Origin of the sequence: Dolomitihabitans soli (genome assembly GCF_022213955.1) — a bacterium.
Taxonomy (GTDB): Bacteria; Actinomycetota; Actinomycetes; order Streptosporangiales; family Streptosporangiaceae; genus Streptosporangium_A; species Streptosporangium_A soli.
On the sequence record NZ_JAKNTW010000018.1, the window covers coordinates 74,968 to 98,552 of the forward strand.

Sequence of the window (23,585 nt, forward strand, 5' to 3'; positions counted from 1 at the left end):
GGGACCAACCGCCATGACCCGCCATCCCAGCGCTTGGTCGCCGCCTGCGAGCTAGAGCTCCCCTGCGCGAGCGGCCGGCCACACCTGGTCGGGTGCCGCAGCCGACACCGCGCCGCCCATGGCGTTCAGCCTGTCGGTGTCCGAGGCCGCCCGCCTGCCCGCACAGATCCCCGGTGTGGTCACCGCCGAGGACCTGAAGCCGCCGCCCGGCGGCAAGGTATGGCGGTCGAGAATGCTCCGGAAGGTGGCGGTCCTGCACGGCCCGCGCGATCTGCACCCGCTTACTTCACGGAAGTTCTGTCCCCTCGGGAGAATTGGCGTGCCGGCGCTTGGAGGTTCGTCGAACTGGCGGTCGTCGCGAGTCGCTGGCGGGCGCCGGGGTGCTTCGCAGCAAGAGAAGGGCGGTGTCGTCCGTGCGCTGCTGGTTCGTGGCCGGTCCGATGAGCGAGGCTGCCAGGCGGTGCAGGGGCTGGCTGGGCGCGGGAGTGAATCGGGCGGCCAGGGCGGCGATGGCGTCGCCCAGATCGAGCCCGGGTTTCTCGATGAGGCCGTCGGTGTAGAGGGCCATGACCGCGCCGGGCGGCACGTTCAGGTCCGTGGCGACGTACTCGGCGTCGGAGTCTATGCCGAGCAGCAGACCGGAAGGGGTGTCGATGATCTCGGCCGGACCGCTGGGGAGGCCGAGGACCGGCGGCAGGTGCCCCGCGCTGGCCAGGTTGGCGGTGCGCCGGCGCAGGTCGAAGCTGACGTACAGGCAACTCGTGAAGCGGTCCGGGGCGAGCTCGGTGAGCAGCCGGTTGGTGTGCGTCAGCACCTCGCCCGGGTCGGCGCCGGCGGTGGCGTGGGCGCGGATGGCGGTACGTACCTGGCCCATGAGCGCGGCGGTGGCCATGTCGTGACCTTCCACATCTCCGATGACGGCCGCGGCTTCGGTGTCGCTGAGGCGGATCAGGTCGTAGAAGTCGCCGCCGAGCTCTATGCCGGGGGTGGCGGGCAGATACCGGGCGGCCACGTCCAGGCCGGGAATCTCGGGGAGGTCCCGCGGCAGCAGGCTCGTCTGCAGGGATTGGGCGAGCTGGTGCTTGTTGTCGTAGAGCCAGGCGCGTTCGAACGCCTGAGTGATCAGACCGCCGAGTGCGGTGAGCATGGCCTGCTCGCTGTCGCTGAACTGATGGGGACGGTCGTAGGCCAGGACGCACGTGCCGACGGACCGGCCTGACGCGACCAGCGGCAGGAGCACCCAGGCGCCCATATTGTCGATGTTGACGGCGTCGGGGTAGGTCCGGCGAAACTCCTCCCAGGTGGCGTAGAACGCCGCTTTACCCTGGTCGTAGCCGCGCGCCCCGCGGACCGCGTGGACCACCGGGCGGCCATTGAACCCTTCCAGGCCCCAGCGGCTGTAGCCGCGCGAGGCGAGTACGCGCATCCGGCCGCTCTCCCAGGTGAGGATGGCCATGGCCTGAGCGTCGCACACCGGCATGACGTGATCGGCCACCAGGTCGACCACGTCCTGCGCGGTCATCGCCCGTGCCAGGTAGGTCGTCAGGTGCAGCATGTCGTGCAGCCCGATCACCCGCGGACGCAGGCCGGGATCGTCGGCGGGAGTCTCGGACGTGGTGGTGGGGGTGATCCGGATGGTGATGCCGGGCAGGCTCGGGTAGCACTCAAACGACAGCTGCCGCCCGTCGGGATGGCGGGCGGTGAACTGCGTGGCCTGGTGGCTGACGATCGCGGCCCGGTAGCGGTCTTCGTAGATCGGGTCGTCCAGCCAGGGCAAAGCCTTGCACAGCCGCCGGCCGACGATCTCGGACGGTTTCGCATCCAGCAGCTCCGCGGCGGGCGCGGTAACGAGAGTCACCCGCGCCTGCGCGTCCAGGTGGCAGTAGCCCTCGGGCAGGCAGTTGAGGCACGTCAGTGCTGTCAGGCCGGCGTACGGACCTGGCCGGTGAGCGTGAACCGGATCCAGGATCCGAGGCCGCGGCCCTGGGGTGATCGGCCGGCCCTGCTCGCTCGCCCGGCGGAGCAGGCGGCCCATCCTCGCACAGCTGTCGTCGATGACGTCAAGCTGGCGCCGGGTGAGCCCGGATTCGCCTCCCGTGGGCCACCCCAGGACGAACCCGCCCCACACGTCGCCGCCGGAGCAGACCGGCGAGGCGGCCACCGCGAAGTGGTACGGCAACGCCAGCGCCGCCGCCGGGAATTCGCGGGCCAGGGCCACCCGGTCGCTGAGCCAGATCAGCCGCCGCTCGCGCACCGATACCGCAACCGGCACGCAATCGTTCGTTCTGACCCGGGACCAGGTTCGGGCGAGGGCGGCGGGCAGACCTATCGTCGTCTCCATCTGCAGCAGCTCGCGGCTTTCGTCCAGGACATACACGATGCCGAAATGAGCTCCCACACTGAACACGGCTTCAATCAGCAGATCATCCAGGCGAGACGACTTGATCGCCGCGCCCGGAATCGAGGCACTACCTCGTTGTCCCGCCACTGCACACCCGGTTATCGGACAAGAAGCCTGACAAGAGTGCAATCCACTTCATACAACCCAAAATAATCCGCTGATGTGCATCAAGGGAACTGGGGAGGTAGGGCGACATCGCCGCTGTTCCTCGCCAACGCTCTACTCGAAGACGCGCTCCACCTCGGCACGCGTCGCGGTGCGCGGCACCTTCATCGGCACCGCACTGTGGAGATCACTGCTCAGCACCGACGTCGTCCGTGGCCGCGACCCCCAGGTCACGGCCGAGGTCGCCAAGATCGCCCGCATCGCGGGCGACCTTGGCTGGATCGTGCACGAGCACGCTTGCCAGCTCCAGCGCCGGGTGGGCTGGGACCGCGCGGATGGCCGCTCGGCCCATGTTGCCGGTACCCCAGACCATCGTGGAGATCATACGCCGGAGCGTAGCAAGCGCTTGGTGATCCGCTTAGAGTTTGATGCGGACGAGGTTGCGCTGGCGCAGCGTGTACAGCGTGCTCCCGTCCGGCGAGGCTGCCAGCAGCGGCTGGTTACCGAAGTCCTCGCCGGCCAGCCCGTCGACGACCGTCGAGACCGTCATCGTGCGCGCGTCCAGGCGATAGATCTGCTTGCCGTCCGCGCCATACAGGCGGTCGCCCGCCGAGATCAGCGTGCCCGTTCCTGAGCTGTGGATCGGTACCTGGACCGTGCGGGTGACCTTCTTGCGCAACGGGTCGAACTCGAAGGCCACACCTGTGGAGGCGATGCCGTACACCTTGCCGTGGAACGGCACCAGATCGGAGATCCGCGTGGCGCCGGGAACCGGGGTGACCGTCCAGCTGACCTTCTTGGTGAGCAGGCTGAAGGCCGCGAGCTTGGCCTCCTTCTCGATCGGCGTGGTGCCGAGGCCGCCCTGGATCTCGCTGCCGAGGTAGGCGGTGCCCGCCAGGCTGGTGATCGAGCGGATGGACTGGTTGGGGATGACGTCGCGGAACGTCTCGATCTTTTCCCTGCGCGGGTCGTAGAGGGCGAGCGCGCCGCCGTGCAGGCCGTACTCCGGCTGAGTGCCCACCAGAAGCTTCCCGGAGAGCCGGTCGTAGTGCGCGTCGAGCGGACGGTTCTGCGCCTCGCCGACGCGGGTCAAGCGGGTCAGGTCGGAGCCGTCCGGCCGCATCTTGAACAGGTAGGCGAGCGTGTAGACCGACAGATACACCTGGTCGCGGATCGGGGTCATGACCTTGGCCTCGCCCGGCAGGAACGTACGCTTGCTCGTCCCGGTCGCCAGATCATGCACCTGGATCCCGGCCTTGCCGCTGACCAGTACCTTGTCCTTGGTCGCTGTGATCGCCATCGGCAGTTCCGGCGCCGGCGGCATGCCCGCCTCGGTGAGATCCACGCCGGTGAGCTCGCGCGTGGCGAGGTCATACTCGACGACCTGGCTGGTCAGCGCCCCGATGACCTTTCCGTCGCGGATGAAGATGCGGTTGAAATATGCTCCGTCGTACGGCACGGCCAGCTTCTCCAGCGCGGCCGTGTCACGGCCATAGCGGTAGAGCGTCCCCGACGGCCTGGCGCCGAAGTAGACGTCGTTGTTGGCCGCGTCGATGCTGATCGCCGTGATGTAGGAGTCGCCGGGCGCGTCCACCAGCGTGTGCTTCGACGGATCTGCCGTCTCCATGAGCAGCAGGTCACCCGTCGCCGACAGACCGGCGGCGAGGAGACCGTTCTCCAGCGCCAGAGTGCCGACGAACGTGCGGTCGGCCAGCGCGGGCGGCAGGATCTCCTTCTTGGCCCCCGTGGCGCGGTCGATCGCGACCAGATGGGCCTTGGCGCCGACGCCCGCGTAGATCGTGGAGTCGTCCACCGCGATGCTGCGCACGTACTGCTCACCGGCGGCGGCCTGACCGAAGTCCTTGGTACCGCCCGTGGCCGGGTCGTACTCCACGACTCGCCCGCCCGGATACGTCCCGGCGTAGATCTTCCCGTCGGAGGAGGCGTCGAGTGACCAGATGAAGTTATCCGGCTTGAGATCGGCCACCTTCACCGCAGTGCCTGTCGTGGTGTCGACCTTGTGGATGTGACCTGGCGTGTAGGTGCCGACATACAGGTCGGTGCCGACGGCGGCGGTCGCCCAGGTGCCTCCACCGGATGGCAACGCGGTGATCGAGGTGACCCTGCGCTGCGCGGGGTCATAGGCGCCCATCTGGGTCGGCGTGATGCCGCCTGTCCCCAGATACAGCGTGTCACCCACGAACTCGGCCGCGCTGATCGACGTCACGGAGGAGGCGGGACCTAAGTCGTCGATCGCGGGAGCGGTGATCATACCGACCGCCACGGCGACCGCGACTAGTGCGTTAAACGGCATAACGGGTTCCTCTGAATTACGGACCGGGCCGATATTTGCGCAATTCGTATCATGAATGAGCAGAAATGAGCAAGGGGGGTAGCGTTGGCGGCATGCGGCGAGCCCCTGCCGGATCTCCGCGGACGCCCGGCGCGGCGAGCGCTTCGACCCGCCACTCACCCACGCAGAACTGGCCTTCTGCGACGCGGTGGCCAACCACGGGCCACAGTTCTCCCCTCGCTGAGAGATCACAGGGTGGCTGAGGGGGCGAAGTGAACTCGATCATGGAACGATGGGTGCAGTCGTGCCGCCAGGAGCTTCTGGACCGCTGCTTACTGTGGAACGAACGCCACCTGTGTCACGCCCCTGCGCGAGTACGAGGAGTTCTACAACCAGCACCGAGCCCATCAAGCCTTGGCTCAAGCGGCCCCGCTGCGTGCCGTCCCTGATCCGATCATCGATCTCGAGCGAATCGTCGACCTGAAAATACGCCAACGAGACCGGCTCGGTGGAGTCCTCCACGAGTACTCACATGCCGCTTGAACTGCATGGATGTGATTCTCGACAGGCGCACCTGCAAGGATGATCTGCTGATCTCGGCATACGCCGCTCGCGCCCGTCCCCGGCCTGACGGGGTCAGGCGGGCGGGTCGGCGTAGACGCCGTGCAGCATGCCGGTGGCCTGGCCGACCTCGATGAGGTGCCCGTCCGGGTCGCGCATGTAGCAGCGGATCTCGACCTTGCGGTCGATCGGCTCGGTGAGGAACCGGGCGCCGAGCGACGTTGCGTGCGCGTGGAAGGCGGCGATGTCGGCGACACGGACGTTCATGAACGCGGTCGCCGGGTCGCCGGGCTCGGGCGCCCGCAGCGTGACGTCCGGTTTGTCCGGGGTGGGGCCGCCGCCGGGGTTCATGATGATCCACGTGTTGGCGACCTTCACGATCGCCGGGTTCTCTTCAAGGACGACCTCGCCGCCCAGGACGTCCGCGTAGAACGCGCGCGAGCGGGCCACGTCCCGGACGGTCAGGAAGTGCGTGACCACGAGCCCCTCGACGGGCGCGGGCAGCTGTTTGCGGTCGACCATGCTCATCCCCTCATCACAGGTTGTGGTGCGCTTTGTGCGCCCAGCGGGCGGGGTCGGCCTCCAGGGCGGCCCGGTCCCAGTGGGCGAGCTCGGCGGCGGCCTCGTAGGTGTCCTGCAGGTCGTCGACATCCAGGGCGTGATCGGTGCTGTCGATGAGGATGATCATCGAGGTGTCGGGAGTGAGCAGATGATCCTGTAAGGGGTCGCGTAGCCGCGTTCCCTGTGCCATGGCGTGACAACAATCGTCGGCGCGGTCAGATGGGACAACATGGACGGCGCGCCAGGTAGCGACCGTTATGGACGTATCTGTCCTGATTGCGGTCATGGCATACCCGTGAATCCTCCGCGTTTTGGCCAATAGCAGCCGTCTGCTGTTGCAGAGGCCCACGCCGCTGGCATTCAGACCTGCGAGGTGCACCGAACCGGGCGGAACCGTGGAGGGGCGGATGAGGTTGCCATCCTGCCCCGATGATGCTCGCCTGCCCACGGCTCGCCCGTCGAGGCCCGAAGCGCCGTAGTAACCCTTTTGTAGCTGTCATCCGGTTTCGTGCGGGTAGCGTCGCCGGGTGCCGTCGGCGATTATCGACGCGACGTGACCGCGCTGCGAAAGGATCGGATATGACGTGGCATCCGTGGAGACGGGCGTTCCTCACGGAGGGGGCGACCGTGGTCGGCTTCGACCCGTCCACGCGCACGTGGGTCACCGACGCCGCCCAGTCTCAGGGGATGGTCGACCTGCCGCCGCTGAAGGGCAAGGTGGTGACCGATCCCGCCTCGCGCGGCCAGGCAGCCGACGACTTCGGGCACCTGGTCCATCGGACCCCCGGGGCCGTGCTGGAGCCCGGCGCCGTGTCGGTACCGCCCGCACCCCTGGTGGAACATATTCCTGCCCGCGAGCCGCACCGACGCCTTCGTGGAGGCCGCCATCAAGGACCTGGCCGAGACCGAGGTCGGCGCCAGCGGCGTGGTCCTGCTCTATCCCTTCCCCCGCGCCCGCCTGCACCTGCCCTTGCTGCGCATGCCCGACGAGGAGACGGTCTTCCTCTTCACACTGCTCAGAACCGCCTCGCACGGAGCCGAGAGCCCGCAGGACATGGTGGAGGCCAACCGCTCCCTCTACCTGCGCGCCCAAGCCGTCGGGGGTTACCAGTACCCGGTCGGCTCCATACCCACCACGCCTGAGGAGTGGCGCACCCACTACGGCCCCGCATGGGCCGCCTTCGAGGCGGCCCATGAACGCTACGACCCCGACGGAATCCTCACTCCGGGCCAGGGCGTCTTCCCTGGACCCCCGAGCCTGGCCAGGCTCATCTCCGCTCCGATCTGATCGCTGACGGTGGAGGCTGGGCGGCCTGCCCGCGCGGTGATCCGCTGGGAGGTCGCCGGCATGGAGACGCGCCTCAGCCCGTCGTCCAGCGACGGAGTTTCTCGGGGTTGCGTACCGCCCAGATGTGCTTGATTCGATCGCCCGCGACCTCGAACGCGAACACCGTCACGGTGACGCCGTCCTGCTGAGCCACCAGACCGGGCTGACCGTTGACCGTACGCTCCAGGAACGTCATGTTGCCGGGCCTCCGCTCGGCGATCTCGACCCAGGCGCGCGCGATCTGCTCGCCGCCCTCGATGGGGCGCAGGAAGGTGATGGCGAGGCCGCCGCCGTCGGCGATCGCCATGGCGTCGGGGTCGAGCAGGCCGATCAGGGCGTCGATGTCCTTGGCCTCCCATGCCTGCTTGAAGCCCCGGACGATGCGGGCCTGCTGGGCTGTCGGACTCGCAGGGCTCTGCGATTCGCGAATGCGGCGGCGGGCCGAGGAGGCCAGCTGGCGGCATGCCGCCGGAGTCCGGCCGACGATCTCGGCCACTTCGGCGAAGGAGTGGCAGAAGACATCGTGCAGGATGAATGCGACGCGTTCGGCCGGGGTCATCGATTCGAGCACGACCAGGAAGGCCATGTTGACCGACTCGTCCAGGGTGACCCAGTCGGCCGGGTCGACCGTCGCACCGCCCGGTCGCGCGCTGATCCACTCCGTACGCTCGGGCAGCGGCTCGGGGATCCACTCCCCCACATACCGCTCCCGCCTCGCGCGCGCCGAGCCGAGCACATCCAGGCAGATGCGCCCGGCGACCCTCGTCAGCCAGGCGCCGGGGGACTCGATGACGTCCTGCTGCTGCCGGGACATGGCGTACCAGCGGGCGTAGGTCTCCTGCACGACATCCTCGGCCTCGGCCAGGGAGCCGAGGAGCCGGTAGGCGAAATTGATCAGCTGGCGCCGCTCGCTCATGATCGCACTCAGGCCGTGTCCTGACTCGGATCGGGTGGTCATGGTGTCGATGGCTCCCTAGGTCGCTTCTGCCCTCACCTGTTCGACGAGATAGCGCGCCGACCTGTGAGGTCGGCGCGTCGCCTGACATTCCGCGGGTTTGTGTCGTCGTACTGCCGAGACGAACACATCATCATCCAGCGAACAGGAAACTCAGAGACATCATGACTACCTCAATGCCGACATCACCGTTCGCCGGTCCGGCACCGGCACAGGGCCTGGAGCGGGCGGCCGCTGCGCTGACAGGACACGGTTTCACCGTGGAAATCCTCGATGACGCCGCCGCCGCGCGTACCCGCGTCCAAGAGCTGATACCCGAGGGCGCCAGCGTGTTCACCGGGGCCAGCGAGACCCTCCGCCTGTCCGGCATCGAGGAGGACATCAACGCCGGCGGGCGCTACGACGCCGTCAAGCCACGCGGCCTGGCCATGGACCGCGCCACCCAGCTGCGCGAGATCTGGCGGCTGATGTCCACCCCCGACGTCATCGTGGGCAGTGTCGCCGCAGTCACCGAAACCGGCTCGCTCGTGGTCGCCTCGGCCACCGGAAGCCAGCTGCCCGGCTACGCCGGCGCCGCCGCCCATGCGATCTGGATCGTGGGGGCGCAGAAGGTGGTGGCCGACCTTCCCGCCGCGCTGCGCCGCGTCGAAGAGCACTGCCTTCCGCTGGAAAACGACCGTGCCATGAGGGCGTACGGCAAGCCCAGTGCTCTCAACCGCCTTCTCATCCTCAACGCGGAGCCCTATCCGGGGCGCGGCACCGTCCTGCTGCTCCGTGAAACCATCGGATTCTGAACCACCGGCGTTCCTCAGCTGGTCCGGCACGCAGACATCCACGTGATCCCAGCCACACCTGCCCCCCACCGCCGACCCAACGATCCCTGCGGCAGGCCTCTGACGTATGGAGACGCTAGCGCACCGGCAACCCCGTCACGGCCCCGGCCGATGATCAATCGCTGGATCTCCGAGGTCCCCTCGAAGATCGTATAGCCCGTCGATCGATATGCAATTTACGCAGGTCAACCCCGCGATAAATACCCACGAGCCAGCACCAAGCAAGCACCGGCCAAAATCATGCGCAAACCGCCACTGGTCAACCAGGGAACGTACTGCAAATCCGGTCCCCGCTCTGACCGAACACACGACCCAACAGCCAAAACGCGGTGAACCTGCCTATACGCCAGACCTGAAGGCCTTATCCAGGACGTCCCGAGCGCGGTCACGGGAGCCGGCACCAAGTGCCCATAGATCTGGTGAGTAATCTCGATATTCTTGTGACCGCGAGCGCCTCCCCCACACGCAGTCCGCACCCCTGCATGAGCCAGATCGTCGCCGCCCAATCCACCGGCAGTCCCCCGGCCAGCGCCTCCAACTGATCGACAGTAGGCAGGTAGAAGTCCCGCTCCTGCGTAACCGGCGTGTGGATGTAGAACGCCGCCCACGACGCAACAACCGGCGCGCACTGCATTGGGCTCGCCCCGTGCACTGTGAAGTATCTGGATACGTCTGGGTCTCGGGCGGGTTACAACCCGCCGGTGATCTGATTGTGCGTACCCGGCGTGCTGCTCACGACCCAGCCGGACCCTCAGGCCCGGAGGCGGGATCTGGCGCAGTGTCTCCGGCCTGCGGCGACCTCGGTACTGGGGGGCCGAAGGAGCGCGGCGGGGCCGAAGAAGTGGACCTCGAACAGGGCCCGCTGCTCGGCCTCGCCGGTTTCGTCCTCGGCACCGACGTGGCTACGTCCGGCGTTGTTCACGAGGATGTCGATGCGACCATGTCGAGCGATGACCACGGCCACTGCCTCGTCATGGCTCGGGTCTCGGGGAGGGCGCTAGCTTCTGCGCGGATCACGCCTGCTTCATGCTGATCTGCTTGAGCACGGGCTGCGGACCTGTCGCAGCAATTAGTGACCTCGTTCCCGGCCGAGGAAGCACGACAGGAGTCGCCTGAAGTCGTGCGGGTGCTCGAGCGCCGGCACGTGCCCGCATCGGCCGAGCACGTGCAGACGGACATCGGCCAGGTGTTCGAGCAGGGGCAGGGCTGCTGTCCCGAGCGGGGTGACTCGGTCCTCGGCGCCGTGGACGAGCAGCACGGGCGCGCGGACCCCTGCCAGCGTTTGCGCCGAGAGGGTGAGCTCGTCGGCCCAACGTGCCCTAGGTGGAGGGAACAACGACGCGAATGCGGCCGCCCCCGCTCGCATCGCAGCTGCACGGCCAGCGACGGCCGACTCGGTCACGAGCGCTTGGTCGAGAACGAGGCGACTCAACATGTCTCGTGCCCCGAGCGGGCCGGCGGGGGCGGCCCAGACCGCGTCGAGCTCGGCGGACAGCGGCGCCCCGGGGGCGCCCATCGTCGAGACCGCCACGACACGGGTGACCTGCTGGGGACGCGCGGCCGCCAACGCCAGCGCAACGGCACCGCCCATGGAGTGGCCCACCACGGCGTAGTACTCGACACCGAGAGCATCCATCAGGCCCGCGGCCTGCTCCGTCCACAGCCGGAGCCCACCCCTGGAGCCCGCCGGGATTGGTGTACGGCCGAACCCCGCCTGGTCAGGAGCCACCAGGTGCCAGGACGTGCCCAGCGCCTGTGCCGTCGTTGCCCAGGCGCTGGATCCGGTCGTACCGGGTCCGGAGCCGTGCAGCATCAGCACCGCGGGCCCGGTGCCGCTCTCCAGGACGTGGACGGGGGAGCCGTCGACTGTGACGGTCCGAAGTGCCGTCACCGAGACAGGCCAGGTGTGCTCATGCCGATGCGGAGTTGATGGACTTCGAAAAGAGCTCCATCATCGCCCTGCCGAACTGCGGCATGTCGGGCCACCCCCGGCAGGAGACGAGGTTGCCGTCCACGACGTCGGGAGCGTCGACGACCGTCGCGCCCGCGTTCTCCATGTCACCGGTGATGGGGGGGAAGCACGCCGTCTTTCGACCCTTCAGCAGCCCGTACACAGCTGGCACCTGCGCGCCGTGGCACACCAGCGCGATCGGGAGGTCGCGCGCGAAGAAGTGCTCGGTGATGCGCCTGACGTCGGCGTCGACCCGGATCCACTCGGGGGCACGTCCCCCAGGGATGATGAGGGCGTCATAGCGCTCGACGTCGACCTCGGCCCAGGGCACGTCGACCGGCAACTTTCGGCCGTTCTTCTCCACGTAGGCGTCGGAGTTGGGGTCGAACTCGTGGATGACCAGCTGAACGTCACGCATCGTCCGTGACGAGACGTCAACGTCCCAGCCGCCCTCCTGCACGCGATAGTAGGGATACATGGTGTCGAGCTCCTCGGCGGCGTCGCCGGTCAGGAGCAGCGCTCTGGGCACCTGCTTCTCCTCGCATCTGGGGCGGGTGAGGTGGATCCAATCCGATCCAATCCGATCCGATTGAGTTAGCATTCCTCGGCCCAGCCCGCCCGTCAAGCCTCTACCGCCATTCCGTCCGCGCCCTTGGCCTCGTCGAACAATCGTCGGAACCGCTCGCCGGACAGCAGGATGTGCCGACGCATTGCGTAGGCGGCGGCGTCGGGGTCGCGCGCGGCGATCGCGGCCAGAACTTCTTCGTGCTCGGCCATGGCCAAGTGAGTGACCTGGGTGTCGTGGAGAAGCCGGAACAGGTGCACGTGCGTGTGCAGGCGAGCGAGCGCTTCGCGGATGACCTGGTTCTCCGCGCTCAGGGCGACGAGATCGTGAAAAGCGGCGTCGCGTAGCCCGAAGGCGCCATAGGCCATGGGCCCGTTGCCCCCCTCCAGCTCCGCCATCTCCTCCAGCATTCGTCGCAGACCGGCCACCTGCTTCGAGGATGCGCGTTCGGCGGATCTGCGCGCCGCTGCCGGCTCGAGGAGCAGGCGGACCTCAAGCATGTCCTCGAATCGGTCACGGGTGATTTGGGGGGGAATGCGATAGCCGGCATGGGGCACACGCACGACCAGGCCCTCGGCCTCCATGCGGTTCAGAGCGTCTCGGATCGGCGTCTGCGAGACCCCCAGCTCTCGCGCCAGGACGTCGATCGTGACGCGGGAGCCAGGCTCGATCCGTAGCGACATCAGCTGTCCGAGCAGCGTGTCGTACACCTCGTCGGCAAGCCGGCGGCCGCGAGATCTTCCCGGCGGCATTCCGCTCGCCATGGCTCCACGGCGCCGCGCGATCATCGCTTCGTCGTCCATCGTGACGTGAGGTCCTTTCTTGCGTCTTCGGGAACCTGTTGACATCGGTCGCAACGCTGCGGGATGTTGACGCTCCCACTCGGATCGAATAGGAAAGGTGACGGATGCCAGCCATCCTTCACCCATCGGGGAACCGCCCGCCATCGCTCCGCTTCGATCAGTTGGAGCTCCCATGAGCATGCTCGACGTCCTACTCGGTTCGCCACCGGGCCGCACAAGGACCGAAGGACTTCTCGACTGCCTGAAGCCCCATGACGTCGCGACGTACTCGTGACGCCGGTCCGCGGGTCAGCCCCTGCGACAGCCGGCAACACGCCTGAACCCAGCAACTGCTCGGCGAAGCACGCAGCAAGGCTCCAGAAGTCCCCACCCAGAAAGCAGGCAAGAAGATGCGGTATCCAAAGCGAATAGGACGGCTGTCCGTTCCCGGTCGAAAGGTGCAGCTGGCGACGGCGGCCATGTTAGTGGCCACGACCGTGGCGGCTTGCGGCGGCCAGGACGACGGCGCGAAGGCGAGCGCCCCCAAGGCACCGGCGACCATCCCGGAGCTCACCAAGGACCCGCTGACCCTCAGCTTCATCTGGTTCGACTGGCCCCCCGCCCACGCGCTGGAAGCCTTCGCGAACGCGGAGTACAAAAAAGAGCGGCCGAACGCGACCATCAAGGTCAACACCGTGCCGAACGCGAACTGGCACGACGCGATATTCACCCAGTTCGCAGCGCACAAGACCGACTTCGACATCCCGATCCTGGACTCGCAACACATCGGCGAGGCCGTGACGAACGGCAACATCCTCGACATCACCGACTTCGTCAAGACGAACATCGACGTCAAGGCCTACAACCCGTACCTCCTGGCGGCCTACGGCCAATTCCCCCAGGCGGAAACCGGCAAGCGCGACGAAAACGCCAGCCTGTACGGACTGCCGCTGCTCGGCGACACCTGGACGATGATCTACCGCAAGGACCTGATCGGCGACAAGCCACCGCAGACCTGGGACCAGATGATCTCAGTCGCCGAGAAGTGCCAGACGGACCACCCTGGCGTCAGCGGGCTGGCTTTCCACCAGGCCAACGGCTCCGACGCCGCGGCCGTAACCTACAACACGGTCAACGGCGTCTACGGCGGCAACCTCTGGGACTCCAAGACGCGCAAGATCGACGGCGTCCTCAACGACACTGCGGGCCAGGAGGCGATGGACGTCCTGGTCAACAAGATGAAGCCGCTGACCGCCAAGGGCTCCGGCAACTGGTTCATCGACGAGGTGAACGCGGCGGTCGCCCAGGGCAAGGCATGCATCGCGTTCAACTGGATCGCCGCGAGCGGCGGCCTGCTTGACCCGAAGCAGTCGACGCTCGGCACCACGCGGGAGCAGATTCTCGACAAGCTGGGTTTTGCCACCCTGCCGAGCCAGAAGACGAACCTGGTGCCTCTCGGCGGCATGGGGATGCACGTGTCGGCCTACTCCTCCAAGACGAACCAGGCGGAGGCCCTGAACTTCATGAAGTGGTTCGAGCGGGCTGACATCCAGAAGAAGTGGGCCGCCGCTGGTGGCGTGCCATCGCGTAAGGACGCCCTGGAGTCGCCCGAGTTCCTCAATGCCGGGCCGTTCAACCAGGTGTACACCGACTCGGTTCCGCGGATGCGGGACATGTGGAACGTGCCCGAGTACGCGCGCCTCGTCGACATCGAGAACACCAACGTGAACGCGGCTCTCAACGGCGCGAAAAAGCCGAAGGATGCGCTCGACGACATCGCCAAGGAGCAGCAGGGCGTACTCGACTCCGGCAGCCGCAAGGGCGGCGGCGGACTGTGAGTGACCCCGCCCCTCTGACGACCGACCACCCCGGGCAGGCGGCGTCCGCGACGCCGCCTGCACCGGGTCGGTCCCGCCGGTTGAGCGACCGCGGGCTCGCCGTGGCCTTCATCTCCCCCGCGCTGCTGCTGTTGCTCGCAATGTCGGTGTTCCCGTTGCTGTGGGCGTTGTACCTGTCTTTCACCGACTACTCGGCCACCCGCGGGGGGCCCGCCCATTTCATCTGGTTCGAGAACTACACCGCCATCCTGACTTCGGCGCAGGTCCACCTGAGGGCCTTGACGACGTTGATCTACGTGTTCGGCGCGGTCACCCTGCAGACCGTGCTCGGTTTCGCCATCGCCTACCTGATCTCACGGCGCACGCACGGGCGAGGACTGCTGACCACTCTGTTCCTGGTTCCGATGATGCTGTCGCCGGTCGTGGTCGGGCTGTTCTGGCGATTTATGCTCGACGCGCAATTCGGCGTGATCAACAGCATGCTCGGCTCGCTCGGCCTGGGGCAGGTGGAGTGGCTCACCCGGCAGCGAACGGCACTGATTTCCCTGATCGTGGTCGACACCTGGCAATGGACGCCGTTCATCATGCTCATCGCACTTGCGGGCCTTACCGCGGTCCCCAAGTACTTGTACGAGGCCGCCTCGATCGACCGGGCGTCCGAGTGGTTCCGGTTCCGCACCATCACTCTTCCGCTGGTGTGGCCGCTGCTCCTCATTGCCGTGTTGTTCAGGGCCATCGAGGCCTTCCGGCTGTTCGACCTCGTCTACATCCTCACCAGCGGAGGTCCGGGGGTCTCCACCGAGACGTTGTCGTTCCACGTCTACAAGGTCGCGTTCCTGGGCTTCAACACCGGAACCGCCTCGGCGTACGGGATCCTCATGGTCCTCATCGTCATCGTCCTCACGCAGCTCTACCTGCGCTACTTGAACAAGCTCAAGGAGGACTGATGGCCGTCTCCGTCGACGAGGCCGTGTCCACAGGTCCTGTCCGGGATCACACGCCCTCGGCGCGCCGCTTCGGCGGCCGGGGCCGCTTCGTGCTGGAGGTCGCGCTGCTGACCGTGCTGGCCGTCGTGATGCTCTTTCCGGTGCTGTGGATGATCGAGACGTCCATCAAGGAGAACCGGGACGTCTACGCCATCCCGGCCAAGTTCTTCGACTTCAAGGTCACTATGGACCATTTCAAGGACGTGTTCGTCGCCTCCGGCGGCGGTCGTTCGACCTTGTCCGTCTCGTTCCTCAACTCCGTCGTGGTCGCCGGGGTCTCCACGGCGCTGGCCACCGTGCTGGGGGTCCCGGCGGCCTGGGCCTACTCACGCTTCGCCGTGAAGGCCAAGAAGGACCAACTGTTCTTCATCCTGTCCACCCGCTTCATGCCGCCCGTGGTGGTCGTGATCCCGATCTTCCTCATGTACCGCCAAGTCGGACTCATCGACACCCAGCTCGGCCTGATCCTCATCTACACCGCGTTCAACGTCCCGTTCACGATCTGGATGATGAAGGGGTTCGTCGACGAGGTGCCCGCAGAGTACGAGGATGCCGCCATGCTCGACGGCTACACCCGCTTGCAGGCGTTCTGGCGATTTACCCTTCCCCTGCTCCTGCCCGGCATCGCCGCGACGGCGGTCTTCGCACTCATCTTCTCGTGGAACGAGTTCGTGTTCGCCACCTTCCTTACCTCCAGCGACAACGTGCGGACGGCCCCACCCGCCATCGCCGGCCTCATCGGTGGAACCACTGTGGACTGGGGTCTCGTGGCCGCCGCCTCCGTAGTGTTCGCCCTACCGGTGCTCGTCTTCGCCTACCTGGTGCGCAAGCACCTCGTCGCCGGTGTGACGCTCGGGGCGGTGCGACGCTGATGGCGGGCATCGAGGTGACCGCCCTGCACAAGCGCTACCCGGACGGGACGGTCGCAGTTGATCACGTGGACCTGTCCATCGGCGACGGCGAGCTGTTCGTGATGCTCGGCCCTTCGGGTTGCGGCAAGACGACCACGCTGCGGGCCATAGCCGGCCTGGAGAGGCAGACGACGGGCGACATCCGCATCGGCAACACGCTGGTCAACGACCTGCCGCCCGCCGAGCGCGACATCGCCATGGTGTTCCAGTTCTACGCTCTCTACCCGCATCTGAGAACCCGCGACAACCTGGCGTTCCCACTGCGGGCCGAGGGACTGCCCAAGGCGGAGGTGCGCGAGCGGGTCGACGAGGCCGCCCGGCTGATGCGGCTCGGTCCGCTCCTGGACCGGCGACCGCGCCGGCTGTCCGGCGGGGAGCAGCAGCGCGTCGCGCTTGCTCGCGCCCTGGTGCGACGACCGCGCGCATTCCTCATGGACGAACCTCTCACCAATCTGGACGCGGAGCTGAGGGCGGACATGCGCACGGAGATCAAGCACCTGCAGGGGGAGCTGGGGACGACGATGGTCTACGTCACCCACGACCAAGTCGAGGCGATGTCGCTCGGTCACAGAATCGCCATCCTCAACAAGGGCCGCGTCGAGCAGATCGGCACGCCGCTGGAAGTGTACGACCGTCCGGCGAGTCTTTTCTGCGCCGCATTCATCGGCTCCCCGCCGATGAACCTGATTGAGGTGGAGGTGGCCGACGGGAAGCTGCGCAGTCAGAGCGGACTGGTCCTCACGCCACCGCCAGGCCTGCCGCGCGACCGTTGCCTGGTCGCAGGCGTCCGGCCGGAGGCGCTGGAAGTCACAGAACCAGGGGCGGAACGTTCGGTCCCGGCCCGCGTGGTCTCGGCGGAGTGGCTGGGCGACGAAATCATCTACGTGGTTGACCACGGCGGCCAGCGCGACGTACGGGTTCGGATGCCATCGACTGTCCGTTTCGCTGCTGACGCACCGGTCGGGCTGCGGCACTCCGGCGGGCCCCCGCCGGTCTACGACGTGAGCACGGAAGAGCTGGTGGCCTGATGGGAACCGTGGCAGTGCACGGGCTGTGCAAGTCCTTCGGTAAAGTCCAGGCCCTGGACGGGGTGACGCTGGACGTGCCGGACGGCTCGTTCTTCGTCGTGCTCGGACCCTCCGGGGCAGGCAAGACGACGACCCTGCGAGCGATCGCCGGCCTTGAGAAGCTTGACGCCGGGTCGGTGCATCTGGACGGGAGGGACGCGACCGGTGACGCCCCGGCCGCACGCGACCTGGCCATGGTCTTCCAGAACTACGCCCTCTACCCGCGACACACGGCGTACGAGAACATCGCTTCGCCGCTGCGGGCACGCCGCTGTTCTTCGAGCGAGATCGCCGCTGCCGTCGAGCAGATGTCGAGCCTGCTGCACATCGAACGTCTGCTGCAGCGTCGTCCGGCGCAGTTGTCGGGCGGTGAGATGCAGCGTGTCGCCCTGGCCCGGGCGCTGGTCCGTCGCCCGCGCGCGTTTCTCATGGACGAGCCGCTGACGAACCTCGACCTCAAGCTCCGCGTCGAGATGCGCACCGAGCTCACCCGCATCCACCGGAGCCTCGGAGCAACCTTCGTCTACGTGACCAACGACCAGGTCGAGGCCCTGTCCATGGCCGACCAGGTCGCGGTCCTCAAGGAGGGGAAGGTGCAACAGGTCGGAACGCCGACCGAGGTGTACGAGCGTCCAGCCAACCAGTGGGTCGCAGGCTTCGTCGGGAGCCCGCCGATCAGCCTGCTCGCCTGCCACGCCGAGGGAGATCGTCTGGTCGGTGCGGAAGGCTGGACGCTGCCGCGGCCCAGCTGGACCACGGCTGAGGACGGTCGTACGCTGCTGCTGGGCCTGCGCGCGGAGGACCTGTCCGTCGAGCAGCGTGGGGACGCGTCGTTGTCGGGGAAACTCTACGGGCTTGAGCCGCTCGGTGACCGAACGGTGGTCGACGTCCGAGTGGGGACGGAGATTGTCAAGGTCAAGGCACGACCCACCGTCACCGGTACGCCGGGCGAGCGGCTGCATGTCACGGTCGACCTGGACCGTGCGCACCTGTTCGATGCGGGCACCGGGCTGTCGCTGTCCGAGGCCGGGCAGTAACCGCGCCGGGCGGCAACGGCAACATGCGCCGGCACGTGGCAATCGAGCCTCGGCGGACCGTCACCGGTGAGCACGGCCTGACGACGCTGAAGCAGCCATGGCCCGAGAAGGCGATCGGTGGCGCGGGGCGTCGCCCTGCAGCCAGGGCCAAAGCCACGTTCGACCCGCTCGGCAACCTCGACCCCGACGAGGTCGTGTGACCCGTTCGTCAACGCGCGTGGCGCGATCGCTGAGGTCACGCTGGACATCACCAAGAACATCACAGGAGGCGACGCAATGAGTGACCCGATGAACGTCCTGGCCCCCGAGCACCGGCGGCTCCGGATTGGCGACGCCTGGCGCGACGCCGCCAGCGGTGCCACCTTTGTCGTCGAGGACCCGGCCACCGGCAAGACCATCGCCGAGGTGGCGGACGCCGACGTCGTTGACGGGCTCGCCGCTCTGGACGTGGCGAGCAAGGCAATGGCGGAGTGGGCGGCGACCCCGCCGCGAAAACGGTCAGAGTTGTTGACCGCGACGTACCGGGCACTGACCGAGCGATCCGAGGAGGTCGCCCGGCTGATAACGCTCGAGATGGGCAAGCCGCTCGCCGAGGCTCGGGGAGAGGTGGCCTACGGCGCCGAGTTCTTCCGTTGGTTCGCCGAGGAGGCGGTGCGCGTCGAGGGGCGCTACAACACCGCTCCCGCTGGTGGATATCGCATCCTCACCGTGCCGAAGCCGGTCGGACCGTGCGTCTTCGTGACGCCCTGGAACTTTCCGTTGGCCATGGGTGCCCGCAAGATCGCTCCTGCGCTGGCGGCGGGCTGCACGACGATCACCAAGCCAGCAGCCCAGACGCCACTCACCATGCTGTTCCTGGCCCGCATCATGGAGGAGGTCGGCGTTCCCCCGGGCGTCGTCAACGTCGTGACAACCGAGCGTGCCGGCGAGGTGGTCTCAGCATTGCTAGCCGACCGTCGGACCCGCAAGCTTTCGTTCACCGGGTCGACCGAGGTCGGGCGCGTGCTGCTACGACAGGCGGCGGACAACGTGCTGCGCACCTCCATGGAACTGGGCGGCAACGCGGCCTTGATCGTGTGTGCCGACGCGGACCTGGACGTCGCGCTCGACGGTGCCATGGTGGCCAAGATGCGCAACATCGGGGAGTCCTGCATCGCGGCCAACCGAATCTACGTCGAGGAGCCGGTGCGCGAGGAGTTCACGGCGCGCTTCGCCAAGCGGATGGGCGCGCTCTCGGTGGGCCATGGTCTCGACGACGGCGTGGACGTCGGGGCGTTGATCGACGAGGCCTCGGTCACCAAGATCGACGAGCTCGTCGCCGACGCGGTCAATCGCGGCGCCCGTGTCTTGGTGGGCGGCGAGCGTCCGGACGGGCCGGGCCACTTCTACCCGCCTACGGTCCTCGTCGACGTGCCCGAAGACGCGCGGATGCTGGAGGCGGAAATCTTCGGCCCGGTGGCGCCGATCATCTCGTTCACGTCCGACGACGAGGTAATGGCGAAGGCCAACGACACCGAGCACGGCCTGGTCGGATACGTCTTCACCCGTGACCTCCAGCGGGCGCTCCGGTTCACCGAGGGGCTAGAGACGGGGATGCTCGGCATCAACCGTGGTCTGATCTCGGACCCGTCAGCTCCGTTCGGAGGCGTGAAGCAGTCCGGGATCGGCAAGGAGGGGTCGCACGAGGGCATCCTTGAGTACCTCGACGTCACCTACGCGGCGATCGACCTACCGTGACCGGCCTGCTGCTCCGGGTGCCCGCCGAGGATCACCGCGCCCTGTGCACACATGACCTGACCGGCCTCCACCCGTGGGGCGGGACCCGGGCCATGGCCGGCACGAATCCGCTGGCACCCGGGGACGCCGTCGACTCCGCCGGTGTGCGCGCCACAGACGCGGCCGCGGCGGTGGATGGGGCGATCAGCCCTTTCGGCGGTCCAGGAGGCTACGCCCTCGGGCTCATGATCGAGGTGCTGGTCGCGACCTTGACTCGTACCGCCCTTGGCGACGATGTCCGCGGGACCCTCGACCCGACTGACCCGCCCACCAAGGGCGACGTCTTCATCGCGATGGACCCGAGGGCGCCCGGGCACGACCGAGTCTGGGAGCCCGGCGCGTGCCTGCGTCACCCGGCAGCCAACCTTGCCGACGCCGTCCCGGTCTCGCAGGTGACCTGGACGTCCGCCCAGCAAATCACCGCCGACGTTCCAGAGAGGCACTGACATGCTTGAGACCGTCCGCGGACCACGCCAGCTGATAGTGGGCGAAGGGGTCGCGCAGAACATCCCACGAGTGGTGGCCGAGTGTGGCTCGCGAGTCCTCATCGTGACCGACCGGGTTCTTCTGGGGCAGCCGGGCGTGGCCGAGATCGTGGCCGCCGTGCGGGAGAAGGTCGAAGTCGTCGGGGTGTTTGCCGACGCGACTCCGGACGTGCCACTCGCCGATGTCGCCCTGGCCGTCTCGGTCGCCGCAGAGGTGGACGCCGACGTAATCCTCGCCATCGGGGGTGGCACGGTGATCGACCTCGCCAAAATCGTCGGCGTCATCCGGCGCCACGGTGGGACGCCGCGCGACTTCTACGGCGAGTCAAAGGTGCCGGGGCCGACGATTCCTCTCGTCGCGGTCCCGACGACGTCAGGAACCGGCTCCGAGCTCACGCCCGTCTCGGTGTTGACCGACCCGGACCGCGAGCTGAAGGTGGGGGTCTCCAGCGTCCACATCGTGCCCGACTTCGCCATCATCGACCCCGAGCTCACCTACACCTGCCCTGCGACCGTCACTGCCCACTCCGGCATCGACGCGTTTTGTCACGCGGTGGAGAGCTACACCGCGCGACCCCGGGCCCACGGACCGCGCGACCCGGTGGAGCAGGTCTTCCTCGGCCGCAACCCGATCACCGATCACTACGCGCTCCTGGCCGCGGAGCGGATCGCCCGCAGCTTGCCCCATGTCGTCAGGGACGGAGGCGACAAGGACGCGCGCGCGGACATGTCCTATGGGTCCATGCTAGCCGGGCTCGCATTTTCCCACGCAGGCAACGCGGCTCCGCACGCCCTCCAGTACCCCATCGGCGCAGCCACCCACACACCGCACGGCCTGGGCGTCGGGCTGCTGCTGCCCTACGCGCTGGACGCGGCCAGGGATGCCATCGGCGACCGGTTGACCATCCTCGCCGGGGTGTGCGGGCTCGACGTGACCGACGCCTCGGATGCCGAGGCCGCAGATACGTTCCTCACCTGGCTCGACGGGCTCCTTGCCGACATCGGCATCCCTACCACCTTGGCGGACATTGGCGTGGCACGCGCCGACCTCCCGCGCTTCGCGGAGATGGCCAGTGGCGTCACCCGCTTGATCCAGAACCATCCAGGCCCGACCGACACCGCCAGCCTGACCGCGATCCTCGAAGCGGCCTGGATCGGGGACCGGACCCGACACGTCCTGACTCCGGAGCAGAGATAGTGACGGGCCTTTCATGCTCCAGCGCCCGCGCGAGCAGGAACTCATCCAGTTCCTTCAGCTCCACCGTCGTCGGCAGCCGCCACCCCAGATATCTCGCCACCACTCGCAGATGCTCGGTCCGGGTCTTCGCCCGCCGGCCGTAGGACCGTAACTCGCCCGGATCGACGCCCAGTCGGGTGGCCAGCCTGGCCACCGCAACCGGCGGCGCCAACGACACCTTGTCCGGGACGAACCCCAGCCACGGCAACGTGCACAACGCGACCGCCAACCCAACCCGGCCGACCCGGTGGAGCGACCGCCCCCGACCCGGTCATCAAAGTCCTGCCTGGCTCGTCCACCAACATCCAGATGAACGTGCCCGGCGCGATGCTGCACGTCGATGTCAAGAAGCTCGGCGAGCCCCAATCCGCTGAACGTGCTGTGCGGCGATACCGTGCTCGATCCCCGGACCGGGCTGGCCTGAGCTGTACGGCTCCATGCACGTGCAAGATCGCCGCATGCAGGTGTCGGATCATATACGGTACCCCCGTAGTGTATACGAAGCCAGCACCAAGTCAGCACGCCATTGGGAAACAACGGGGACAAACAAGGAATAACGGGCATTCTGCCATCCGACTTCGAACGTGATTCCAGCACACCTGTTCTACCACCGCCGACCCAAAGATCCCGGCGGTAGGCCGCTGACGTGCGGAAACGTTAGCGCACCGGCAACCCGGTCACGGCCCGGCCGATGATCAACCGCTGGATCTCCGAGGTGCCCTCGAAGATCGTATAGATCTTGGCGTCGCGGTGGAAGCGTTCGACCGGGTGGTCGCGGGTGTAGCCCGCGCCGCCGAGGATCTGGATGGCCTGTTCGGTCACCCACACGGCGGTCTCCGCGGCGACCAGTTTGGACATGGAGCCCTCGGCCTGGTCGAAGGGGCGGGCGTGGCGGGCCATCCAGGCGGCGCGCCAGGTGAGGAGGCGGGCGGTGTCGACGCGGGTGGCCATGTCGGCGAGGAGGAAGGCGACGGCCTGGTTCTCACCGATCTTGCGGCCGAACTGCTCTCGCTGGCCCGCGTAGTCCCTGGCGTACTCGAAGGCGGCACGGGCGGTGCCGACGGCCATGGCGGCGACGGTGGGGCGGGTGGTCTCGAAGGTGCGCATGGCGTGCTGCTCGCCGGACCTCTCGCCGCTGCGGGCCTTGGCGAGGCGATGGTCGAGTTTGTCCCGGCCGCCGAGGAGGCAGGCGGCGGGAATCCGGACGTCGTCGAGGACGACTTCGGCGGTGTGGGAGGCGCGGATGCCGTGCTTGCGGAACTTCTGGCCCATGGAGAGGCCGGGTGTGCCGGGCGGGATGACGAAGGTGGCCTGGCCGCGGGTGCCGAGGGAGGGGTCGACGGAGGCGACGACGACGTGGACGTCGGCGATGCCGCCGTTGGTGGCCCAGGTCTTCACGCCGTTGAGCACCCAGTCGTCCCCGTCGGGGACGGCACGGGTGCGGATGGAGCCGATGTCGGAGCCGGCGTCGGGTTCTGAGGCGCAGAAGGCGCCCAGTTTAACGTCGCCGGGAGTGCCGAACATCTGCGGCAGCCACTCCCCCATCTGCTCGGGGGTGCCCCCGGCGGCGACCGCGGCGGCGGCGAGGCCGGTGCCGACGATGGAGAGGCCGATGCCCGCGTCGCCCCAGAAGATCTCCTCGAAGGCGACCGGGATGCCGAGACCGCTCTCCTCGAACCACTGGGTGGCGAAGAAGTCGAGGGAGTAGAGCCCGACCTTGGCGGCTTCCTGGATGATCGGCCAGGGGGTCTCCTCGCGCTCGTCCCACTCGGCGGCGGCCGGGCGGATCACGTCGCTGGCGAAGGTGTGGACCCAGGCGCGCACCTCGCGCACGTCCTCGCTCAACTCCGGGCAGAAGGCCATTCGTTCACTCCCTGTGAGGTCACCACCCGTAATCTACCGGCCAGTAGCATA

Annotated in this window: 22 protein-coding genes and 1 pseudogene; 11 read left to right on the forward strand and 12 right to left on the reverse strand. The window is 67.7% G+C overall.

The window, feature by feature from the left end; all coding sequences use genetic code 11:
• Positions 1-286: 286 nt before the first annotated feature.
• From MBA17_RS29190 to MBA17_RS29210, 5 genes are all read right to left on the reverse strand, one after another.
• Positions 287-2,272, reverse strand: a complete 1,986-nt coding sequence (locus tag MBA17_RS29190; RefSeq protein ID WP_238499820.1) for a PP2C family protein-serine/threonine phosphatase — start codon at positions 2,270-2,272, stop codon at positions 287-289.
• 421 nt (positions 2,273-2,693) lie between these two features.
• A complete protein-coding gene (locus MBA17_RS29195; RefSeq protein ID WP_238499821.1) occupies positions 2,694-2,891 on the reverse strand; it encodes a hypothetical protein in 198 nt (65 codons plus the stop codon).
• 33 nt (positions 2,892-2,924) lie between these two features.
• The gene (locus tag MBA17_RS29200) at positions 2,925-4,820 is read right to left on the reverse strand and encodes a ligand-binding sensor domain-containing protein (protein WP_238499822.1); all 1,896 of its coding nucleotides are present in this window, start codon (positions 4,818-4,820) and stop codon (positions 2,925-2,927) included.
• 615 nt (positions 4,821-5,435) lie between these two features.
• A complete protein-coding gene (locus MBA17_RS29205) occupies positions 5,436-5,888 on the reverse strand; it encodes a VOC family protein (protein ID WP_238499823.1) in 453 nt (150 codons plus the stop codon).
• A gap of 7 nt (positions 5,889-5,895) precedes the next feature.
• Positions 5,896-6,111, reverse strand: a complete 216-nt coding sequence (locus MBA17_RS29210; protein WP_238499824.1) for a hypothetical protein — start codon at positions 6,109-6,111, stop codon at positions 5,896-5,898.
• A gap of 585 nt (positions 6,112-6,696) precedes the next feature.
• On the opposite strand from MBA17_RS29210, the gene MBA17_RS29215 reads away from it, so the two are divergent.
• Positions 6,697-7,209, forward strand: a complete 513-nt coding sequence (locus MBA17_RS29215; RefSeq protein WP_455432885.1) for a hypothetical protein — start codon at positions 6,697-6,699, stop codon at positions 7,207-7,209.
• A 73-nt stretch (positions 7,210-7,282) separates the two neighbouring features.
• Here the strand turns inward: MBA17_RS29215 and sigJ are convergent, their stop codons facing one another.
• Positions 7,283-8,206 carry an RNA polymerase sigma factor SigJ gene (sigJ, locus tag MBA17_RS29220; protein WP_238499826.1) on the reverse strand — a complete coding sequence of 308 codons (924 nt, stop codon included), beginning with the start codon at positions 8,204-8,206 and terminating at the stop codon, positions 7,283-7,285.
• A 173-nt stretch (positions 8,207-8,379) separates the two neighbouring features.
• On the opposite strand from sigJ, the gene MBA17_RS29225 reads away from it, so the two are divergent.
• The gene (locus MBA17_RS29225; protein ID WP_274386132.1) at positions 8,380-8,997 is read left to right on the forward strand and encodes an LUD domain-containing protein; all 618 of its coding nucleotides are present in this window, start codon (positions 8,380-8,382) and stop codon (positions 8,995-8,997) included.
• 790 nt (positions 8,998-9,787) lie between these two features.
• Here MBA17_RS29225 and MBA17_RS29230 read toward each other — a convergent pair.
• The 4 genes and pseudogenes from MBA17_RS29230 to MBA17_RS29245 all read right to left on the reverse strand — a co-directional run.
• Positions 9,788-10,003, reverse strand: a pseudogene (locus MBA17_RS29230) (SDR family NAD(P)-dependent oxidoreductase); the annotation flags it as partial.
• 102 nt (positions 10,004-10,105) lie between these two features.
• Positions 10,106-10,927 (reverse strand): alpha/beta fold hydrolase, encoded by an 822-nt coding sequence (locus MBA17_RS29235; RefSeq protein ID WP_238499831.1) that lies wholly within the window; start codon positions 10,925-10,927, stop codon positions 10,106-10,108.
• 19 nt (positions 10,928-10,946) lie between these two features.
• On the reverse strand, positions 10,947-11,516 hold the full coding sequence (locus MBA17_RS29240) for a DJ-1/PfpI family protein (RefSeq protein ID WP_238499834.1): 570 nt from the start codon (positions 11,514-11,516) through the stop codon (positions 10,947-10,949).
• 92 nt (positions 11,517-11,608) lie between these two features.
• Positions 11,609-12,355 carry a GntR family transcriptional regulator gene (locus tag MBA17_RS29245; protein ID WP_238499835.1) on the reverse strand — a complete coding sequence of 249 codons (747 nt, stop codon included), beginning with the start codon at positions 12,353-12,355 and terminating at the stop codon, positions 11,609-11,611.
• A 437-nt stretch (positions 12,356-12,792) separates the two neighbouring features.
• On the opposite strand from MBA17_RS29245, the gene MBA17_RS29250 reads away from it, so the two are divergent.
• The 9 genes from MBA17_RS29250 to MBA17_RS29290 all read left to right on the forward strand — a co-directional run bounded on the left by MBA17_RS29250 (position 12,793) and on the right by MBA17_RS29290 (position 21,632).
• Complete coding sequence (locus MBA17_RS29250; protein ID WP_238499838.1) at positions 12,793-14,172, forward strand: extracellular solute-binding protein; 1,380 nt, start codon at positions 12,793-12,795, stop codon at positions 14,170-14,172.
• Positions 14,173-14,252: 80 nt separating this feature from the next.
• A complete protein-coding gene (locus tag MBA17_RS29255) occupies positions 14,253-15,119 on the forward strand; it encodes a carbohydrate ABC transporter permease (protein WP_238499840.1) in 867 nt (288 codons plus the stop codon).
• Positions 15,119-16,030 carry a carbohydrate ABC transporter permease gene (locus MBA17_RS29260; protein ID WP_238499842.1) on the forward strand — a complete coding sequence of 304 codons (912 nt, stop codon included), beginning with the start codon at positions 15,119-15,121 and terminating at the stop codon, positions 16,028-16,030. Before MBA17_RS29255 ends, MBA17_RS29260 begins: the two co-directional genes overlap by 1 nt.
• A complete protein-coding gene (locus tag MBA17_RS29265; protein ID WP_238499844.1) occupies positions 16,030-17,097 on the forward strand; it encodes an ABC transporter ATP-binding protein in 1,068 nt (355 codons plus the stop codon). Before MBA17_RS29260 ends, MBA17_RS29265 begins: the two co-directional genes overlap by 1 nt.
• The gene (locus MBA17_RS29270) at positions 17,097-18,173 is read left to right on the forward strand and encodes an ABC transporter ATP-binding protein (RefSeq protein WP_238499845.1); all 1,077 of its coding nucleotides are present in this window, start codon (positions 17,097-17,099) and stop codon (positions 18,171-18,173) included. Before MBA17_RS29265 ends, MBA17_RS29270 begins: the two co-directional genes overlap by 1 nt.
• Positions 18,174-18,208: 35 nt before the next feature.
• Positions 18,209-18,373, forward strand: a complete 165-nt coding sequence (locus MBA17_RS29275) for an FAD-linked oxidase C-terminal domain-containing protein (RefSeq protein ID WP_238499846.1) — start codon at positions 18,209-18,211, stop codon at positions 18,371-18,373.
• A 76-nt stretch (positions 18,374-18,449) separates the two neighbouring features.
• The gene (locus tag MBA17_RS29280) at positions 18,450-19,910 is read left to right on the forward strand and encodes an NAD-dependent succinate-semialdehyde dehydrogenase (protein WP_238500146.1); all 1,461 of its coding nucleotides are present in this window, start codon (positions 18,450-18,452) and stop codon (positions 19,908-19,910) included.
• The gene (locus MBA17_RS29285) at positions 19,907-20,395 is read left to right on the forward strand and encodes an Ldh family oxidoreductase (RefSeq protein ID WP_238499850.1); all 489 of its coding nucleotides are present in this window, start codon (positions 19,907-19,909) and stop codon (positions 20,393-20,395) included. Before MBA17_RS29280 ends, MBA17_RS29285 begins: the two co-directional genes overlap by 4 nt.
• Position 20,396: 1 nt before the next feature.
• A complete protein-coding gene (locus MBA17_RS29290; RefSeq protein ID WP_238499852.1) occupies positions 20,397-21,632 on the forward strand; it encodes an iron-containing alcohol dehydrogenase in 1,236 nt (411 codons plus the stop codon).
• On the opposite strand, the gene MBA17_RS50600 is transcribed toward MBA17_RS29290, so the two are convergent.
• Both MBA17_RS50600 and MBA17_RS29295 read right to left on the reverse strand, forming a co-directional pair.
• Positions 21,514-21,900, reverse strand: a complete 387-nt coding sequence (locus MBA17_RS50600) for a DUF4158 domain-containing protein (protein ID WP_455432877.1) — start codon at positions 21,898-21,900, stop codon at positions 21,514-21,516. The two genes, MBA17_RS29290 and MBA17_RS50600, sit on opposite strands and share 119 nt — an antisense overlap.
• A gap of 428 nt (positions 21,901-22,328) precedes the next feature.
• Positions 22,329-23,534, reverse strand: coding sequence for an acyl-CoA dehydrogenase family protein (locus tag MBA17_RS29295; protein ID WP_238499853.1), 1,206 nt, complete (start codon positions 23,532-23,534; stop codon positions 22,329-22,331).
• Positions 23,535-23,585: the final 51 nt, after the last annotated feature.

Coding starts and splice junctions, on each gene's coding strand:
- MBA17_RS29195 (WP_238499821.1), bottom strand. CDS start 2,891: ATGATCTCCACGATGGTCTGGGGTACCGGCAACATGGGCCGAGCGGCC.
- MBA17_RS29200 (WP_238499822.1), bottom strand. CDS start 4,820: ATGCCGTTTAACGCACTAGTCGCGGTCGCCGTGGCGGTCGGTATGATC.
- MBA17_RS29205 (WP_238499823.1), bottom strand. CDS start 5,888: ATGAGCATGGTCGACCGCAAACAGCTGCCCGCGCCCGTCGAGGGGCTC.
- MBA17_RS29210 (WP_238499824.1), bottom strand. CDS start 6,111: ATGGCACAGGGAACGCGGCTACGCGACCCCTTACAGGATCATCTGCTC.
- sigJ (WP_238499826.1), bottom strand. CDS start 8,206: ATGACCACCCGATCCGAGTCAGGACACGGCCTGAGTGCGATCATGAGC.
- MBA17_RS29225 (WP_274386132.1), top strand. CDS start 8,380: ATGCCGACATCACCGTTCGCCGGTCCGGCACCGGCACAGGGCCTGGAG.
- MBA17_RS29245 (WP_238499835.1), bottom strand. CDS start 12,355: ATGGACGACGAAGCGATGATCGCGCGGCGCCGTGGAGCCATGGCGAGC.
- MBA17_RS29260 (WP_238499842.1), top strand. CDS start 15,119: ATGGCCGTCTCCGTCGACGAGGCCGTGTCCACAGGTCCTGTCCGGGAT.
- MBA17_RS29265 (WP_238499844.1), top strand. CDS start 16,030: ATGGCGGGCATCGAGGTGACCGCCCTGCACAAGCGCTACCCGGACGGG.
- MBA17_RS29270 (WP_238499845.1), top strand. CDS start 17,097: ATGGGAACCGTGGCAGTGCACGGGCTGTGCAAGTCCTTCGGTAAAGTC.
- MBA17_RS29280 (WP_238500146.1), top strand. CDS start 18,450: ATGAGTGACCCGATGAACGTCCTGGCCCCCGAGCACCGGCGGCTCCGG.
- MBA17_RS29290 (WP_238499852.1), top strand. CDS start 20,397: ATGCTTGAGACCGTCCGCGGACCACGCCAGCTGATAGTGGGCGAAGGG.
- MBA17_RS29295 (WP_238499853.1), bottom strand. CDS start 23,534: ATGGCCTTCTGCCCGGAGTTGAGCGAGGACGTGCGCGAGGTGCGCGCC.